Genomic DNA, 17,510 nt, shown 5'->3' with positions numbered 1-17,510 from the left:
TCCGCCCTGACTTTTAACTCACGACTTTCAACTTTTAACACTTTGTTTCTAGTCCATCCAATCTTTCCGCCCTGACTTTTAACTCACAACTTTCAACTTTTAACACTTTGTTTCTTGCTCATCCATTCTTTCCGCCCTGACTTTTAGCTAACAACTTTCAACTTTTAACACTTTGTTTCTAGTCCATTCATTCTTTCCGCCCTGACTTTTAACTCACAACTTTCAACTTACAACACTTTGTTTCTTGCTCATCCAATCTTTCCGCCCTGACTTTTAACTCACAACTTTCAACTTTTAACACTTTGTTTCTTGCTCATTCAATCTTTCCGTCCTGACTTTTAACTCACAACTTTCAACTTACAACACTTTGTTTCTTGCTCATCCAATCTTTCCGCCCTGACTTTTAACTCACAACTTTCAACTTTTAAAACTTTGTTTCTAGTCCATCCAATCTTTCCGCCCTGACTTTTAACTCACAACTTTCAACTTTTAACACTTTGTTTTTTGCTCATCCAATCTTTCCGCCCTAACTTTTAACTCACAACTTTCAACTTTTAACACTTTGTTTATAGTCCATCCAATCTTTCCACCCTGACTTTTAACTCACAACTTTCAACTTTTAACACTTTGGGCGGCTGTATCTGGCTGTTCAGGGGTTCCGTTAAGTTTTTTGAAGGAAGGAAAAACTTAACCCTCACTGCGTTCGGCCCTTACCATCCAGGCCGCGGGCCTATGCGCTATTGGCAACCACCGGGGCGGATAAATTTTAACTTTAGCCGATTCAATCAAATCTTGGCATCATCCGTTAGTATATTGGGAAAGTTAAGTCGAGAAATTTAGAGTACTGAAATCTAAGTAAAGTAGGAGAATGACTTTTTAAGATGAGGTAAATTAATAACTTAGGAGACTAAACAAATCTTTTCTTACTAGCCACAAATACATATTGATCGATTGTTAGTAAGATAGTAGCAGATTAAACTTCTTTGGTAATTAACCTTTCAAAAAATGAACTTTATAACAATCGACTTTGAAACTGCAACATCACAAAGAGATAGTCCCTGTGAAATAGGATTAACATTTGTAGAAAATGGACAGATTGTGGAGACAAAATCTTGGCTAATAAAACCATTTAACAATAATTTTGACAATTTCAACACTTCGATTCACGGATTATGTGCCAACCACGTTGCTGATAAACCAGAATTTAACGAACTTTGGAAAGAGATCCAACCACTTGTCGAAAATAAGTTTCTGATTGCTCACAATGCAGGATTTGACATGAGCGTTTTACGAAGAACACTTGAAAGATATAAACTTCCATTTCCGACACTTAGTTATTCATGCAGTTATATTTTTTCAAAAAAAATTTGGCACGGACTTCCAGCTTACGATTTAAAAACTCTTTGTAAAATAAACAACATTGACTTAAAACATCATAGAGCAGGTCCAGACAGCAAGGCGACAGCAGAACTTACTATAAAAGCATTTAAACTCGCTGGCGTTATATCAATTCAAGAATTTTCAGAAAAATTAAAAACCTCAATCGGTCAACTGTATCAAGGAGGCTACACACCATCCGAAACCAAGCGTGATCGTAAATCCGCTGACTTGAAAACAATCATTGACGACCCAATGAAACATAATATCGACAGTATTTTTTACAGCAGAAAAATTGTTATAACAGGAACTTTATCTTCTATGGTGAGAGCAGAAGCACAACAAACGATTGCTAATATTGGTGGAATTATAGGCAACAGCGTAACAAAAGACACCGATTTTTTAATTGTTGGACAACAAGATTATAGAGTGGTTGGAGATGATGGGATGAGTAATAAACAAGAGAAGGCAGTGATGTTGATAGGAAAAGGGTCAACCCTTGAAATTTTATCAGAAGATGATTTTTTAAAAAATTTGTAACAAAAAATTTAATCTAGTCATAGAATTTTCTAAACTTCTAATTCAGGCCGCAGGTTGGTGCGCAACAGCCACTTTTAAGAAATGTTTAATACTTGTGATAACCAATTCAATCCCAATTTTTGCTTAACTCCTTTTCCGCATTGTTTCCTTTTTTTTAGTCCTTATTCGTTGTTATTTGCTCTATTTAGGCTTTCCTCGACACACCTTCAACTCTCTAGCTCTTCCCTTTTGTTAAGAGAATCGAGATATTAAAACATCTAAGATAAAGTTTACGGAATACCAAGAATCATTCTTAATTAGTTATGATGTTGATTATTTTTACAGGTAGATTATATGACAAAACCTTCTGCAATACCTACAATCGCTCTCCAAAAAAAATTACTCATAAACATCTAGGCTGCAATTAAAAAAACACTTATGCAAAACGATTTTTTAACATCAATGAGTAAAAGAACAGATAAAGAACTCTTAGAAATAATTACTAAAAATAGAGGTGACTATCAAACCGAGGCAATTATCGCTGCTGAGCAAATAATTATAAATAGACATTTATGGACTGATGATCTAACTAATTTGATAACAGAAAAAAAGAATGTAGTTGTCGAGAGTGTGATTGTTGATCCAGTAGGTATTTGGAAATCTGCGAGACTAGGAATAATAACCTTCTGTATCGCACACTTTCTTTTTGAAATCATAATTGGAAATAACATAGGAGCCGCTCTTCCGGTATTCGTTAATTATATGGTTAGTGGATGGTACATAAAGGGACAAATCTCAAAACACAACAATCTTATGAGCCCCTACTTCAAAGGTCTCATTGTTTCCTTGATTGTATTTATAATTCGATTATTGTTAGGACTGCTATTTTCAATATTGTTTCTAAAAAGCATTTGATTTTTTTAGACATTTTTATATTTGATATCTTTTAATTTTTTATTTTGATAGGTTTTATTAATGTGAGTTAGTTATAAAAGAGTTTAAATGCAGGTGAATTAGTCAGATTTTTGACTATTATATGGAATAATAATTTACACTAAACTAAGTTACGAGCGACTTTTCACAGTTCTAGTAACAAGCTGAAAAATTAAAAAAAAATGAAAACAGAAAGCCATTCAATAAATGACGTTTTAGCGAAAAATGCAACATCATTTTTCATTCCACCTTTCCAAAGAGCCTACGCTTGGGGAAGGCCAGAAATCGAAAGATATTTTAGTGATATTTCAAGAATTATAGAATCTGAACTCGATAATAAACAGCATGATAAATTAGAACACTTTTTTGGAACCGTAGTAATCAAGGAAGAAAAAGCAGGTTTCGCGAACAAGTCAGTTGTAGTCGATGGTCAGCAAAGGCTAACTACAACACTAATCTTTCTGATTGCTTTACGTGATTGTGAACCAGAACAAGAAAATCAAAATTACATTACACAAAACTATTTAACTAATAATTCGTCTTCATTTCAAGATAAGATAAAGTTAAAACAAGTAACAAAAGATTGGAATTCTTACAGAGCGCTAGTAAACAAAAATCGGCCCTTACCTGGTGTGATCAGTAACGCGTATGAACTACTTAAGAAACTTATCAATGAAAAGAAAAAATTGAAGCCGGAAGTAGATTTCGAAAAATACATCGTAGCAATCCAAAGAATAAATGTAGCAGTAATATTTTTGGATGAAAGACCCTTTAAAGGGGAGGATCCCCAAATAATATTCGAAACTCTTAATTCTTTAGGAAAGCCACTTACGTTATCTGATCTTGTTAGAAATTTTGTTTTGCTAAATATGGAAAGTGAAAAACAATCAGACATTTATGAAAAGACTTGGCATCCAAAAATTGAAGAAATACTCAATGAAAATACATCAAAATTCTTTAGAGATTATCTACAGTACAAAACAGCAACTTCTTTAAAGGTTGTTAGTGACAATAATACTAAAGAATTGTATCAGCAATTTAAGGACTTTGTAGAAGATAACTTTGAAGATCATAATGATTTCGTAACCGATATTGTTAGTTCTGTTAAGTGCTACAAATGGATTATAACGGAAGTCGTGAATGACAAAATTTCCTTTAACAACACCAATGATAAAGAAATCAAGGAATTACTTAGAAATATATTCCACGATATAAAAGCGGAAGCTTTCAAGCCATTCGTGTTAGGCATACTGGAATATCATCAATATTCTATCGACGACGTTAGATTTACTGATGAGTTATTGATTTCCACTTTGACCACGATAAGAACATATTTGATAAGAAGAAGAATTTTAGGACTCACACAGGGAGAAAATAAAAACATTGTGACTTTTAGTAAAAAAATAGAAGGATTAGCAAAAGGAAATGTGTCAATTTTCGATTTACTAACGAATGTTTTTTACAGGCTTAGATTACCTAATGACAATGAAATGAAAAGTACACTCACTACAATGAATTTCTATGAAGGGCTAAAGCAATATTCAAAATTTATTTTAGGTAAGATAGAAGGACATAATGCAAAGGTAGCGGTCGATTTTCGTGATCGTAAAATTACAATTGAGCATATTATGCCTCAAACTCTAGAAGATACTTGGAAAAGTGACTTAGGCAAAGGTTCTAAAGAGATTCATGAAAATTACTTACATAATATAGGCAATTTAATACTTACTGAATTTAATAGTGAAATTGGCAACAAATCCTTCGAAGTTAAAAAAAGAAAATTGGAGAAATCTTCGTTGAATTATAGATTGGATGTAATAAATAGGGACATCTGGAACGAGCAAAGTATCAGAGAACATCAAGCAAATATGATAAATTGGTTTATCAACACTTTTCCCTTACCTGAACAATATAAAGAACAAGCAAATTGGAATACTCAATCGATTGAGAATACATCATTTTCGCCATTAGATATAGATGCAGGCGAAATGGCTGAAGGAAAGAAACCTTTCGAACTCGTCATTCGAGACAAGGTGATAAAGGTTAATTCCTGGCAAGATGTGTTTATTAAGTTTTTAAAATACTTAAAAGATAGCCCAGATTTCGCTTTTGATTTTATTCTTGACAATCAATTAGAACTTTTTAGGAAAAACGAAACAATGATAAAGTGGAGTGTTTTAAAGACATTGATTGATTCAAATATTGATTTATCAAAACGATATAAAACGTTCGACGGAAAAGTGTGGGGTAAATCGAAAGAACGTGACGACGATACGCTACTTATACATATAAATATTTCTGCTTCTACTTGTATGGCAAGAATTGGAAGTGTTATGGACAAATTTAATATGCCAACAAACTCTGTAGAGATAAAATTAAAATAAATATTACAGAACCTGAAAATGAAATATTGATTGCAGTTAAAATTGGTTTGTTTTGATAGGAATTTAAATCATGTTCAACTACCAAAACTAAATATTAGAAGATAAAATCACCCTCCCCACCATGAACGAAATTATATGCCCCAGTTGCCATAAAGCTTTTAAAGTAGATGAAGCAGGTTTTGCCGACATACTTAAACAAGTGCGAGATTCTAAATTTGAAGAAGAATTACAGAATAGACTTAACCTTGCGGAAAAAGATAAGGAAAGTGCCATCAAGCTTGCAGAAGCCAATTTAAAAAATGCGTTGCAAGATGAGCTAGCTCATAAAGATTTGGAAATTTCTCAACTAAAGGCGAATACAAGACTTCAATTAGCGGAGCAGTTGGCAGAAAAAGAAACCTTAGTTGCCGAACTCAAATCAGATCTAGAAAAGGCGGAAAGTGAAAGGAAACATTCGGTTAAAGAAGCCATTCAAAAATTTGAACTAGAAAAAGATGAACGGGAAAGAGAACTCATTCAGCTGAAAGCAAACAATGAATTAAAGTTGTCGGCTCAATCGGCAGAAAAGGAGCGGTTGGTTGCTGAGATGAGATCGAATCTGGAAAAAGCAGAAATTGAAAAAAGATTGTTGGTCACGGAGGCAGTCCAAAGGGTTGAGAAGGAAAGAGACGATTTGATGAGTGACATCAAACTTAAAGATGCCGAAAAACAGTTATTAGAAAAATCGCTTAGCGAAAAACACACGGCCGAACTCAAAGCAAAGGATGAGATTATCAAATACAAAGATGATGAAATCGCGCTTCGCAAGGATATGAAGCTAAAGCTTTCCACCAAAATGCTTGGTGAAACCTTAGAACAACATTGTGAAATAGAATTTAACAAGCTTCGCGCAACGGCGTTTCAAAAATCTTATTTCGAAAAAGACAACGATTCGAGATCGGGAAGTAAAGGCGATTACATTTACAGAGAGACAGACGAGTTTGGAAATGAAATTATTTCCATCATGTTCGAAATGAAAAATGAAGGCGACGAAACCGCTTCAAAGAAAAGAAACGAAGATTTCTTTAAGGAATTAGACAAAGATAGAACGGAGAAGAAATGTGAGTATGGCGTATTGGTTACGCTGTTAGAAGCCGACAATGAACTCTATAACGCAGGTATTTTAGACGTTTCTTATAAATATGAGAAGATGTATGTTGTCCGTCCGCAATTCTTTATTCCAATTATTACGCTGTTAAGAAACGCAGCAATGAATTCTATGAAGGCTAAAGCGGAGTTGGCCATCGTAAAAAGTCAGAATCTCGACATTACAAACTTTGAGGAAAGCATCAATGCATTTAAAATGGGCTTTGCTAAAAATTACGACTTGGCAAGTAGACAGTTTAAAACAGCAATCGATGAGATTGATAAGACGATAGACCATCTTCATAAAACAAAGGATGCACTATTATCGTCGGTTAATAATTTGAGGTTGGCCAATAATAAGGCAGACGATTTGACCATCAAGAGACTTACAAAAGGCAATCCAACCATGATGGCAAAATTTGACGAGTTAAATAAGGAAGAATAATGAGTCTAAATATACAGCCCACTTTGGCCAATGAAAAGGTAATGCTGTGTCCGTTACAGGAGAAAGACTTCGACGATATCTATGCTGTTGCTTCAGACCCAAAAGTTTGGGAACAACATCCAAATAAAGACCGTTGGAAATTAGAAGTTTTCAAAGTTTTTTTTGACGGTGCAATGCAAAGTAAAGGAGCATTTAAAATTGTAAATAAGGCAGATGGCAAGGTAATAGGTTGTACCAGATTTTACGACCATACCGAAAATGAAATACTAATTGGTTACACCTTTTACGGAACGGCTTATTGGGGCAAAGGCTTTAATAATGCTGTAAAGACTTTAATGTTAGATTATATTTTTCAATTTGCAAAAACAGTATATTTTCATGTCGGCGCTGATAACATTCGTTCGCAAATAGCGATTGGAAGATTAGGCGCTACAAAAATTGCGGAAGAAGAGGTCGCTTATTTTGGCGAGCAGCCAAAACTAAATGGTGTATATCGTTTGACACATGAGGAATGGCATCCAAAAGTCTCGTAACGACTGAAATTTTATACGCTGCAACTAGTAAACGGGAACTCCAGCCACAAACAGCTGCGGGATGGCCTAAATTTTGCCTGTAGACGGTATATGGTTTTAACCATCAAGTGAAAATTTATTAAAAAAATGATCATAGAAAGAAAACAATACGAACTATTTGGGAAGATCATTTTTGAAAAATTGACCATTCAAGCGCCTTTCAAAATACCTAACCCTATGCCTGATGAAGCTTGTTTCTTATATATGGTTGAAGGACAGATCAATTATAAGACAGAAAACCAACAAGTATCTATCCCAAAAAATGATGCTGTTTTATTAAAATGTGGTAATTATTTTACTCAAATAAAAGAGGCCGACTCCGTTAAGCACCATCAAATTATCGTTGTTCATTTTCATCCAGAAGTTTTAAAGTCTATCTATAATGCTGACCTGCCTAAGGTTTTTCAAAATCCAAGCTTTATAGATGAAAAAATTGATTTGAGTGTATTGAACAATGATTTTTTAATTCAGAAATATATTGAAAGCTTATTGTTTTACTTCGATAATCCAACTTTGGTTAATGAAGACATTTTGGTGTTAAAGTTTAAAGAAATCATCCTTCTGCTGTGTCAAACAAAAAACGCGTCGACCATACAACAGATTTTGTCTCAGCTATTTTCTCCAACTAGTTTTACGTTTAAGCAGATTATAGAAAGTAATATTTATTCTAGTTTCGGTTTAGAGGATTTTGCAAAAATGACCAACTTGAGCTTATCATCCTTTAAAAGAGAATTTACTAAAAACTACAACGATACGCCTGCCAATCACATCCGCAATCGAAAATTAGAAAAATCGGCGGAATTGCTTGCCTTGTCTGAAGAGCGGATAACAGATATTGCCTTTGATTGTGGTTTTAATGATCTCGCAAATTTCTCTCATCTATTTACCGAAAAATACAATTGTTCGCCTTCTGCATATCGCCTGAACCAAAAAAACAAATAGTTGAACTTTTAAACAAACCATGAGATTCCAATTTGCTCCATCTTTGTAGTATCAAAAGGCAACAACGCTTTTTGTTAACAACAATACAACATGGCAAATTTAAAATTAGAAAATACTTCTACGTCCGAAATAACAAATGCTATTTTAGAGAACTCAAAAAAAACGTTAGGTTTCGTGCCTAACATGTATGTAACCATGGGTGCAAATCCTGCTTTACTAGACTCCTACATCTATTCTTACAACAGTTTCAGAGCAAATTCGGGTTTCACTCCCGTAGAACAAGAAGTGGTTTTTTTGACGGTGGCTTACGAAAACAATTGTGAATATTGTATGGCTGCCCATAGTTTTATCGCGGATAAAATGTCGAAAGTTCCAACTGAAGTGACGGATGCCATTCGTGATGGCAAACAAATTCCAGATGTCAAACTTGCTGCCCTATCAAAACTTACAAGATCTTTAGTAGTAAACAAGGGTAATGTTTCGCACGACGAAATATATCAGTTTTTAGAAGCAGGATATGGTGAGGAAAGAGTTTTAGGGATAATCGCTGGCATTGCTGCAAAAACAATGAGTAACTATTCTAATCACATAACAAACCCTGAAGTCGACGAAGTGTTTGCAGGTAGAGTTTGGAAAAAATCAAACTAGCTAGTAAATAGTTTGCTCGTTAATATATGTGCTGCAACAGTTATAAACAGATTTAAACCATGAATTAAATTACTAATAAAATAGATCTCTTCTTTGAGTTCTACAATTGGTTGGAAGTTGAAAATAGCTTTTGATCCCTCGCAAGATCCTTTTAGAAGAGCTAATTGTGCGCTCGTTGTAGACATATATTCAGCACAGTTCCTCCAAGATAATATAAAAACGAGCACAGATACCGCGCTTCGAAAAGGCAGCTTTCAAAATAAAAATAGTCTATATATGGAAAAAAAATACTGTACGGAGAATTAGAGTTTAGTAGAGATCATCCATAAACTATAAAGCTATTGTCAAATTGCGTAAATTTAAGCGGTTCGAATTGGTTAAATTTACATATGGTCTTGACTTGTCGATTAACCAAATGTATTATAGAACTTAACCACTGTACTTTATGTATAAATTCCTAACAACTTCTTTGCTCTTTTTAAGTTTCGCCTTCATTGTCAATGGGCAAGTGAAAAACTTTACTTCTGACGGAAAGCAGATTACTCGTTTTGACAATTTAGGAAATGCGGTTGATGCACATGATGGGGAGATTGCTTACTTTAAGGGAACTTACTATCTGTATGGAACAAGTTATGATTGCGGCTTTGAATGGAACAATAAAACAGCGCCATTTTGTGGTTTTAAAACGTATTCATCAAAGGATATGATCATCTGGAAAGATGAAGGTTATCTGTTCGATGCTAAAACTCCCTTGTGGCAATCTAGATGTGATGGCAAAACTTACGGATGTTTCCGGCCTCATGTGGTCTATAACAAAAAATATAAAAATTATGTGTTGTGGATAAATGTTTATGACAATGTAAGCGGATATCGTGTGTTTACTGGAAAGTCGCCGATTGGGCCGTTTGTAGAAGTGGCAGAACCGAAAATAGCCGTAAATAGTAAAATGCCTGCCGCGGGATTAAATAATGGTGACCACGACCTGTTTGTAGATGATGACGGCACCGGTTATCTTGCGTTTACAGATTGGAGAACAAAAGGCACAATTGTAGTCGAAAAATTAACCGACGATTACCTTTCTGGTACAGGTAAGGTAACTACATCGATCACCTCTGGACAAACAGAAGCTCCCGCATTGTTTAAGCGCAAAGGCATTTACTACATTACCTATTCTGACCCAAATTGTGGATACTGCTCTGCAACCGGCACTTCGTATAAAACCGCTAGGTCTCCTCTTGGCCCCTGGTCTGGTGGAAAAAAAATTAGCGATAATTCCTGTGGTGGGCAACCATCTTTTGTTTCTACTATGAAAGTAAATGATGATACCATTTATTTGTATGGCAGTGATTTGTGGAACAACGCGGCCAAAAATGAAGCAATGGCTAACTTTTATTGGGCTCCGTTGACTTTTGCAGATGATGGTTCAATCAATCCTATGGAGTGTTTAAAAACTTTTAGTTTTAAAAAGAGCAATCCTCAACGAGGCCTTGAGTTTACTGCTGGTTGTGACATAGGGGTTGGAAAACAACGTTCGCAATTGTTTACTGCGTATAAAACAGGTCTGTTGAAATCTTTTACTTTTACAACGTTAAAGAGCGGTTATCCCGACCAAAATTTAACACTCGATTTTTATGAGGCAAAGTCAGGAAGGGCTTCAGGCTCGTCTCTAACATCTATAAGTATAGCACGGGATTCGATAGGATGGTCTGCTAGAAACCAGACTATTGCGCCAATGATTAATTTAATTAAGGGAAAACAGTACATCCTAATTTTAAATTCGGCAACCAAAAAGGGTTGTTATGGCTTTGCAACAGCTACCTCTGGCAGTAGCAATGGAGATTTGGCCGCAGTAAGTATTGATGACGGCAAAAATTTTAATAGCCAAGAAAAACAACAACTCAAATACAATTTACGAATAGAATAATAAAGGGGAAACTAAAATTCAACTAGATCAATCCCTATCTTCTTCATTTTTTGGATAATCAAAAAGAGCTAATTCCCCTGTGCCCATGCCAATCATTTTCCAGCTATGAAATGGGAAGTTGATGACCACAATGCCGGCGGTTGGGATGTTGTAAATATCCGATTTGCTTAATTGATTTGCAAAATCGGTAAAACCGGGATTATGACCGAACAAGATCACTTTTTGAAATTGGTCATCTAAGTTGTTCACCACATGCAATAAACTACTTGTGCCTGCTTCATAAATGGTAGGTTCGAATATGATATTGGTATAATCAAAAACTTCTGCAAAACGTTTGGCGGTAGATTTTGCGCGTTTTGCAGGACTACTTACCATCAGATTTAAAGTAAACCCCTGTTTTATAAGACGCTCTGCCATCTCTCGTGCATTTTTTTTGCCTCTACTGTTTAGAGTTCTGTCGAAATCTGCATCAGCAGGTGCATTTTTCCAGTCCGATTTTCCATGGCGCACCAAGATAAGTTGTCTAAGCATACAGTTTTTCCTTAATTTTATTTACGATGTCTGTGGAATCAACTAAATCTATACAAGGATCAACACCACATAAACATGGTTTGTTTCCGTAAATAGAAGTTGGCCTATTTGGATGATTAATCTGCAGACAATCATTCTGCTGCTGACCGTAACCTAAAAAGCCTGCATAGGGGTGAGTGGGGCCCCATATAGAAATGACAGGAATGCCCACTAATGAGGCCAGATGCATGCCTGAAGAATCCATACTCAGCATTAAATCTATATTTGAAATTATTGCAAGTTCTTCTTCTAAAGTAAACTGACCAATAAGGTTATGGATATTTGTATAATCGCTCTCCCAATGCTGTGCAATTCCTTGTTCCGTCTGACCACCGCCAAAGATAAAAATCTCCAGTTGCATTTTTTCCAGTTCCGTAATCACTTGCTCCATTTTTTCTAAGGAATACATCTTATACTTATGTTGCGCAAAAGGGGAGATGCCTATTTTTTTAAAAGCAGTATTCTTAAAAAGATTTTCAGCTGTTTTTGGTAGTTTTTTCTGATCTTTTAAAAGTTTGTGGCTCAATTGAAGGTTAAAGCCGAAAGCTCTAAACACATCGGCATAGCGTTCTACCGTTTGTTTCAATTGCTTAAAGATTTTATGCTCAATCCTAGTAAGCGCCTTCTTGTCTTTTCGCCCTTTGTCTATGCGTCTAATTTTTACTCCAGCAAGGCGGAAAAATCCAGAAAGTATTCTACTTCTAATGTTATCGTGCAAGTCAGCGACTCCAATTGCCTGAAAATGTTTTAATTCCTGATATAGCTTAAACAAGCCTACTAAACCTTTATGAACAGTCCTTGGATGAATGGCGTGAAAAGTTACTCCATTAATTTCTGTAAAAAAAGCTTCGAACTGTGGCCTGCTTACCATAATAACCTGCACAGTAGGATTCTGCACAGTAAATTCTTTTAACACGCTCGCTACCATTGCCACGTCGCCCATGGCAGAAAACCTTAACACGATAATTTTTTGATCTTTCATGTCACTCGCGTATTTTTGAGGGAATTAATCACTTAACCAAGTAATATCCGAGTAAGTGCTTTAGCGTTTTCCGTATAGAACAGGATTCAAATTTGCATCATTGTACATTTTCATCTGTTTGTACACTTTCATGTATTTTTTGCCAGTTTCGATATCCGTCAACAATTCATCAATACTTTTAGATAAATCTTCGCGCTGCGACAACAACACTTGTAATTTCGCGGTGCTCTGTGCGCGATGCAGTTCAGAAGCCGAGATTCTTACGGCCTCTTCTTGCATGTGGTAGATCTTTAAAGCTAAAATAGAAAGTCGGTCCAGAGCCCACGCAGGACTTTCGGTATTTATTTTTGCATCGGCAGCTGCCGAAATAGATTGGTAAATATTCAAAAAATAACTGTCGATATACTCAACCATATCGGTACGGATCTGATTTTGTACATCAATTCTACGCTTCAAAGCAAGGCCCTCGCTGGGCGAAATTGTTGGATTTCTAACCACATCCTCCATGTGCCATTGTGCCGTGTCAATCCAGTTTTTTTGATATAAAAGATGGTTTAAACTGTCGGCTTGAAAGGGGTTTTTGATTTGATGATCTATCTCATCAAATTTATGATAATCGGCAATTGCTTGGTTAAATATGCGGTTGGCGGTTTCACTGATCATTTCACAAATATATATTAAAAGATTAACTGCACTTTACTTTTAGCTTCGTTATATGGACCGGTAATTAATGATTTCTGTTGAAATAAAGCCCAGAATTGTTGCGCTTAACGGCCGCATCTAAATCCTAGCCTTATTTTTGGAATCAAAATATTTAGTGATCTCTTCAAGTGTAAAAGCGTTTAAGCACTGTTCCGCATTTAGTCCGCCCTTTCTTGCCGCAAGTATTCCATAGTTCATGTCGTAAAAACCCTCTGTGCGATGTGCATCCGGATTTATCGAAAGTAAAACTCCCTTGTCTAGCGCATAACGATGCCATCTCCAGTCTAAATCTAGTCGCAAAGGATTAGCATTTATTTCGATCACCACTTTATTTGCTGCACATGCATCTATCACTTTTTTAAAGTCGATTGGATAACCTGGTCTGCTCAACAACAATCTTCCGGTTGGATGCCCTAAAATGGTAGTGTATGGATTTTCTATTGCTTTAATTAACCGCGAAGTTGCCTTTTCTTCGTCCATTCTTAAATTGCTGTGTACAGAAGCAACCACAAAATCGAAAGTTTTTAAGATTTCTTCTGGATAGTCTAAAGAACCGTCGTTTAAAATATCACTTTCAATGCCTTTAAAAATTTTAAAGGGCGAGAACTTTGCATTCAGGGTGTTTATTTCTTTTTGTTGTGCCAGAACGCGTTCAATACTTAAACCTTTTGCATAAACTGCAACCTTAGAATGGTCGCAGATACCAAAATAATCCATCTGAAGATTTTCTTTGCAAAACACAGCCATTTCTTCTAAGGTATGTACGCCATCGCTCCAGGTGGAATGGTTGTGCAAACTTCCCTTTAAGTCTTTATATGCTATTAATTTAGGAAGTTTTTTTTGCTTGGCAAGTTCAATTTCTCCTAAGTTTTCTCGAAGTTCGGGTACAATAAAATCAAGCCCTGCGCGCTTATAAATGTCTCCTTCGCTTTTAAAATATTGCTGGTCAACGAGCTTTAATACTTCCTCAACATGTGCTGCACAACCGGTATATCTAAAATAATTTAAATAAAAATCATTTTTTTCCACGATGTATAACTTAACTTTTAGTCCCGATGCATTTGTTGCGACGAAAAAATCCTGCCCAGCGATAAAGGAAAGTTGTTCGAAATTTGGCAGTTGAGCCACGATGTTTTCTGATCTTTCCGAACCAATTATAATTTCTAATTCATCCACAATTTCGCAGCCTCTTCTATATTGACCAACAAATCCCAATTGCGCATCTTTGTCCACGCCAACCAACCAGGCGGAAAGGTTGGTACGTAAATCAACCACCATTAGATCCACCTGCGAGTATAGGAATTTACCATTTGCAGCAATCTTAAACTCGATGGCCTGTTTTATTTCTTCCTGAGTTTTTAATCCGAAACCTTTGGCTTCAATTAGCCTATTTTCGTTGCAGGCATAGTAAAGTTCGCCAAGATTTTCAATACCGAGTACATGCCAAATGACGGCTATTTTTTTTGGTCCGATGCCTTTTATTTGAAGCATTTCCATCACTCCCTCGGGTGTTTCTCCAATCAAATCTTCTAATTCTTGCAATTTGCCGGTGGTTAAAAGTTCCGTTATTTTCGCCGATAAACTTTTCCCGATCCCAGGGATCGCTTCTATTTCTTCAAGAGCTTTATCTTTCAGCTTAAAAGGCAGCTTATCGATTTTGAAATAAGCATTTGCGATAGATTTTATTTTGAATGGATTTTCGCCATGTAACTCTAAAAGCTGTGCGAGCAGTTTCAGCGAGCGGGCAATCGTTTTGTTCTCCATGGCGATAAAATTAAGAATAATAGTTTTATTGAACAGTTATATTTGGATCACACAAAAAGACGAAAAGTTTGTTATTGACGTATGAACATTTTAAAATATTTAGGTATTGTTGGCATCTTCGCGCTTGCTGGATGTAATTCTGCGAAGTATGACAATACAGGTAAAGATTCTACAAAGGCTGTTGCCGAAGGTCCGGGTAAGATTTTGGACGAAAAATACTTGATTGTACCTGGTAAGTCTATTGGCCAAATATCTTTGGGAGACAGTTTGCAAAAAGTTAACCGATTGTTAGGAAATGCCGATGCAGGCGATGCAGCTATGGGAAAGGCGTGGGCAATCTGGTATGCGAAAGATCCAACAACCACCCAAACGAGCGAATTTTGTATTTTTACTTCCTATAGAGACAGTGCAATGAGCGATAAGGATGTGAAAGAAATTCGTGCAACGTCCATTTTATACAAAACACAAGATGGTTTTGGAGTGGACAGAAATTTTCAAGACACGAAATCAAAATTCAGCGGATTAAAGGAAGTTTCAAAATATCTAGATGAGAAACAAGATACCATTGCCATTTATGATGATGCGTCATCTGGCATTGGATTTGAATTTAAAAAAGGAAAAAGTATAGCTGTATCCATCCATAAACCTAATAGGCCTATTCAGAGCGACTATTTAAGTCCGAATCCAAAATGGAAAAAGATTGAGTAGCGCTTAGAAATCGAAAGTCAGCCGTCGGATATCAGAAATTAGCGCTAAACGTTTGTAAAAAAAGCATGGTGCGCTTTCAATATAAAAGCACAACATGCTTTCATTTTTACTTAATTTCCACAGCAAAAGGCATTCTAGCTTGTATGCCTGTCATGCCTAATACTTTTTTCATTTCCTTATACATCGTATAGTTTTCGCCTAATTCTTGCTTGGTGTAAAATGTTTTGATGCGATCCCTACCTTCTGAAATAAACGATTTTAACGGATCTATCACTTCGGGATATTCAACGACCTTATAATCCTTTAAATTTGCTTTTTTAGCAGCAGCAACAATGGCGTCATTGAAACTGCCCACTCGGTCTGCAAGGCCAATTTGAACTGCATCTGTGCCAATCCAAACGTGACCACCACCAATGCTATCTATATAACCTGTGCTTTTTTTCCTTCCGTCGGCAACGCGTTTTACAAAACCTGCATAAACCCTATTTAGCTGACTTTGGATGATAAAATGCTCACCTGCAGTTATAGGTCTATTTACCGACATGATGTCTGCATATTCTCCAGTTTTGACACCATCGAAAGTAACCCCCAACTTATTGGTTAGCAAATTTTGGAAATTTGGAATGATACCAAAAACACCTATAGATCCTGTGATGGTGTTTGGTTGAACAAAAATACTATCGGCCGCGCACGCAATGTAGTATCCGCCCGAAGCGGCAACGTCGCCAAAGGATGCGATAACAGGTTTCTCCTTCTTGGTAAGTACAATTTCCCTCCAAATCACATCAGAAGCCAATGCGCTACCGCCCGGCGAATTGACACGCAACACCACTGCTTTTATATCATCATCTAACCTTGCCTTGCGGATTGCTCTAGAAATGCGTTCAGATCCAATTTGTTCATCAGAACCCTCACCACCAATAATATCGCCATTGGCATAAATCACAGCCACTTCGCTTTTACCCGATCCTTGATCGGTATTATTCTTAGCGTAGTCGTTAATGGTAACACTCTTAATATTTTCTTTTTTGGTTCTGCCGGATAGTTTTTTTAATTCTTCAAGCACTTGGTCTTTGTATTCTAAGCCGTCAATCAACTTATAATTTACAGCATCTTGCGGAGCCCGGATTTTAAATTTGTCAGCAATGTTGTATAGAGAATCTGTTTGCACATGACGTGAGGCGGAAATATCACCTAAAAATGTATTGTATAAACCATTTAAATAAGCAGTAACCTGTTTGCGGTTGTAATCGCTCATTTTATCTAAAATAAACGGCTCAACAGCACTTTTATAATTTCCAACCCTAATTACTTGCGCTTCAATGCCTAGTTTTTCTAGTGTTCCTTTAAAAAACGTAAGCTGGCTATTAAAACCTTTAAATTCTAAATCTCCCTCTGGATTTAAGTAAACTTTATCAGCCACAGAAGCAAGATAGTAAGCACCCTGACTGTAAACCTCGCTGTATGCCAATATTTTCTTGCCAGACTTTTTAAAGTCGATTAGTGCGTTTCTCATTTCCCTCATCGTTGCCATTCCGGCACTCGGACTGCTCACGTTCAAGTAAATACAGGTAATGTTATCGTCGGTTTTTGCTCTTTTTACCGCTTTAATAAAATCGCTCAGACCGATTCCACTTTTTCCCTCGCCTCCAAGAATGGGCAATCCCTGAAAAGGATTTTTTGGCGTGCGCTCTGAAATTGCTTGATCTAAATTTAGGTAAAGCACTGAGTTTTTATCCACCTCCACTTTTTTATCAGAATCCATGGAAGAAATCGCGACGGCAGCAATGGCAAAAATAACTACGCCCACCAATATTATGGAAATAAAAAACCCTAAAATGGAGGCAAACATAAACTTGAAAAATTCTTTCATCTACTGATTTTCTTTAATTTGCGAAGATATAAAAATACGCGC

The 17,510-nt window shown here is 36.2% G+C and carries 14 protein-coding genes; 9 read left to right on the top strand and 5 right to left on the bottom strand.

Annotated features, from left to right (window positions below; all coding sequences use genetic code 11):
* The first annotated feature begins 1,005 nt into the window (after nt 1-1,005).
* From ACVWYG_RS03350 to ACVWYG_RS03315, 8 genes are all read left to right on the top strand, one after another.
* Nucleotides 1,006-1,917: an exonuclease domain-containing protein gene (locus tag ACVWYG_RS03350; RefSeq protein WP_457268716.1), complete on the top strand. Its 912-nt coding sequence runs from the start codon at nt 1,006-1,008 to the stop codon at nt 1,915-1,917.
* 417 nt (nt 1,918-2,334) lie between these two features.
* Nucleotides 2,335-2,811 carry a hypothetical protein gene (locus ACVWYG_RS03345; RefSeq protein ID WP_457268715.1) on the top strand — a complete coding sequence of 159 codons (477 nt, stop codon included), beginning with the start codon at nt 2,335-2,337 and terminating at the stop codon, nt 2,809-2,811.
* Nucleotides 2,812-3,011: 200 nt separating this feature from the next.
* A complete protein-coding gene (locus tag ACVWYG_RS03340; protein ID WP_457268714.1) occupies nt 3,012-5,213 on the top strand; it encodes a DUF262 domain-containing protein in 2,202 nt (733 codons plus the stop codon).
* 121 nt (nt 5,214-5,334) lie between these two features.
* Nucleotides 5,335-6,783 (top strand): DUF2130 domain-containing protein, encoded by a 1,449-nt coding sequence (locus tag ACVWYG_RS03335; RefSeq protein ID WP_457268713.1) that lies wholly within the window; start codon nt 5,335-5,337, stop codon nt 6,781-6,783.
* Nucleotides 6,783-7,316, top strand: a complete 534-nt coding sequence (locus ACVWYG_RS03330) for a GNAT family N-acetyltransferase (protein WP_457268712.1) — start codon at nt 6,783-6,785, stop codon at nt 7,314-7,316. Before ACVWYG_RS03335 ends, ACVWYG_RS03330 begins: the two co-directional genes overlap by 1 nt.
* Nucleotides 7,317-7,442: 126 nt before the next feature.
* Nucleotides 7,443-8,297 (top strand): helix-turn-helix transcriptional regulator, encoded by an 855-nt coding sequence (locus ACVWYG_RS03325; RefSeq protein WP_457268711.1) that lies wholly within the window; start codon nt 7,443-7,445, stop codon nt 8,295-8,297.
* A 90-nt stretch (nt 8,298-8,387) separates the two neighbouring features.
* Nucleotides 8,388-8,945, top strand: a complete 558-nt coding sequence (locus ACVWYG_RS03320; protein WP_457268710.1) for a carboxymuconolactone decarboxylase family protein — start codon at nt 8,388-8,390, stop codon at nt 8,943-8,945.
* 445 nt (nt 8,946-9,390) lie between these two features.
* Nucleotides 9,391-10,869, top strand: a complete 1,479-nt coding sequence (locus ACVWYG_RS03315) for a family 43 glycosylhydrolase (protein WP_457268709.1) — start codon at nt 9,391-9,393, stop codon at nt 10,867-10,869.
* Nucleotides 10,870-10,896: 27 nt separating this feature from the next.
* Here the strand turns inward: ACVWYG_RS03315 and ACVWYG_RS03310 are convergent, their stop codons facing one another.
* From ACVWYG_RS03310 to ACVWYG_RS03295, 4 genes are all read right to left on the bottom strand, one after another.
* Complete coding sequence (locus tag ACVWYG_RS03310; RefSeq protein WP_457268708.1) at nt 10,897-11,400, bottom strand: SixA phosphatase family protein; 504 nt, start codon at nt 11,398-11,400, stop codon at nt 10,897-10,899.
* On the bottom strand, nt 11,393-12,421 hold the full coding sequence (locus ACVWYG_RS03305; RefSeq protein WP_457268707.1) for a glycosyltransferase family 9 protein: 1,029 nt from the start codon (nt 12,419-12,421) through the stop codon (nt 11,393-11,395). The genes ACVWYG_RS03310 and ACVWYG_RS03305 overlap by 8 nt, the downstream gene beginning before the upstream one ends.
* A gap of 60 nt (nt 12,422-12,481) precedes the next feature.
* Nucleotides 12,482-13,084: a DUF4254 domain-containing protein gene (locus ACVWYG_RS03300; protein WP_457268706.1), complete on the bottom strand. Its 603-nt coding sequence runs from the start codon at nt 13,082-13,084 to the stop codon at nt 12,482-12,484.
* A gap of 117 nt (nt 13,085-13,201) precedes the next feature.
* Nucleotides 13,202-14,887: a helix-hairpin-helix domain-containing protein gene (locus tag ACVWYG_RS03295; RefSeq protein ID WP_457268705.1), complete on the bottom strand. Its 1,686-nt coding sequence runs from the start codon at nt 14,885-14,887 to the stop codon at nt 13,202-13,204.
* 81 nt (nt 14,888-14,968) lie between these two features.
* Here ACVWYG_RS03295 and ACVWYG_RS03290 point away from each other — a divergent pair, with 81 nt between their 5' ends.
* Nucleotides 14,969-15,595: a hypothetical protein gene (locus ACVWYG_RS03290; protein ID WP_457268704.1), complete on the top strand. Its 627-nt coding sequence runs from the start codon at nt 14,969-14,971 to the stop codon at nt 15,593-15,595.
* A gap of 106 nt (nt 15,596-15,701) precedes the next feature.
* Here the strand turns inward: ACVWYG_RS03290 and sppA are convergent, their stop codons facing one another.
* Nucleotides 15,702-17,468: a signal peptide peptidase SppA gene (gene sppA, locus ACVWYG_RS03285; RefSeq protein ID WP_457268703.1), complete on the bottom strand. Its 1,767-nt coding sequence runs from the start codon at nt 17,466-17,468 to the stop codon at nt 15,702-15,704.
* Between the last annotated feature and the right edge of the window lie 42 nt (nt 17,469-17,510).

Source organism: Pedobacter sp. UYEF25 (genome assembly GCF_054061655.1).
Note: the sequence above shows the minus strand (reverse complement) of the source record. Positions and strands in the feature narration are given on the sequence as shown.

Bases quoted from the DNA above. Each gene is read 5' to 3' on its own strand.
- ACVWYG_RS03305 (WP_457268707.1), bottom strand. From the start codon at position 12,421: ATGAAAGATCAAAAAATTATCGTGTTAAGGTTTTCTGCCATGGGCGAC.
- ACVWYG_RS03320 (WP_457268710.1), top strand. From the start codon at position 8,388: ATGGCAAATTTAAAATTAGAAAATACTTCTACGTCCGAAATAACAAAT.
- ACVWYG_RS03325 (WP_457268711.1), top strand. From the start codon at position 7,443: ATGATCATAGAAAGAAAACAATACGAACTATTTGGGAAGATCATTTTT.
- ACVWYG_RS03315 (WP_457268709.1), top strand. From the start codon at position 9,391: ATGTATAAATTCCTAACAACTTCTTTGCTCTTTTTAAGTTTCGCCTTC.
- ACVWYG_RS03340 (WP_457268714.1), top strand. From the start codon at position 3,012: ATGAAAACAGAAAGCCATTCAATAAATGACGTTTTAGCGAAAAATGCA.
- ACVWYG_RS03290 (WP_457268704.1), top strand. From the start codon at position 14,969: ATGAACATTTTAAAATATTTAGGTATTGTTGGCATCTTCGCGCTTGCT.
- ACVWYG_RS03345 (WP_457268715.1), top strand. From the start codon at position 2,335: ATGCAAAACGATTTTTTAACATCAATGAGTAAAAGAACAGATAAAGAA.
- ACVWYG_RS03295 (WP_457268705.1), bottom strand. From the start codon at position 14,887: ATGGAGAACAAAACGATTGCCCGCTCGCTGAAACTGCTCGCACAGCTT.
- ACVWYG_RS03300 (WP_457268706.1), bottom strand. From the start codon at position 13,084: ATGATCAGTGAAACCGCCAACCGCATATTTAACCAAGCAATTGCCGAT.
- ACVWYG_RS03330 (WP_457268712.1), top strand. From the start codon at position 6,783: ATGAGTCTAAATATACAGCCCACTTTGGCCAATGAAAAGGTAATGCTG.
- ACVWYG_RS03310 (WP_457268708.1), bottom strand. From the start codon at position 11,400: ATGCTTAGACAACTTATCTTGGTGCGCCATGGAAAATCGGACTGGAAA.
- ACVWYG_RS03350 (WP_457268716.1), top strand. From the start codon at position 1,006: ATGAACTTTATAACAATCGACTTTGAAACTGCAACATCACAAAGAGAT.
- sppA (WP_457268703.1), bottom strand. From the start codon at position 17,468: ATGAAAGAATTTTTCAAGTTTATGTTTGCCTCCATTTTAGGGTTTTTT.
- ACVWYG_RS03335 (WP_457268713.1), top strand. From the start codon at position 5,335: ATGAACGAAATTATATGCCCCAGTTGCCATAAAGCTTTTAAAGTAGAT.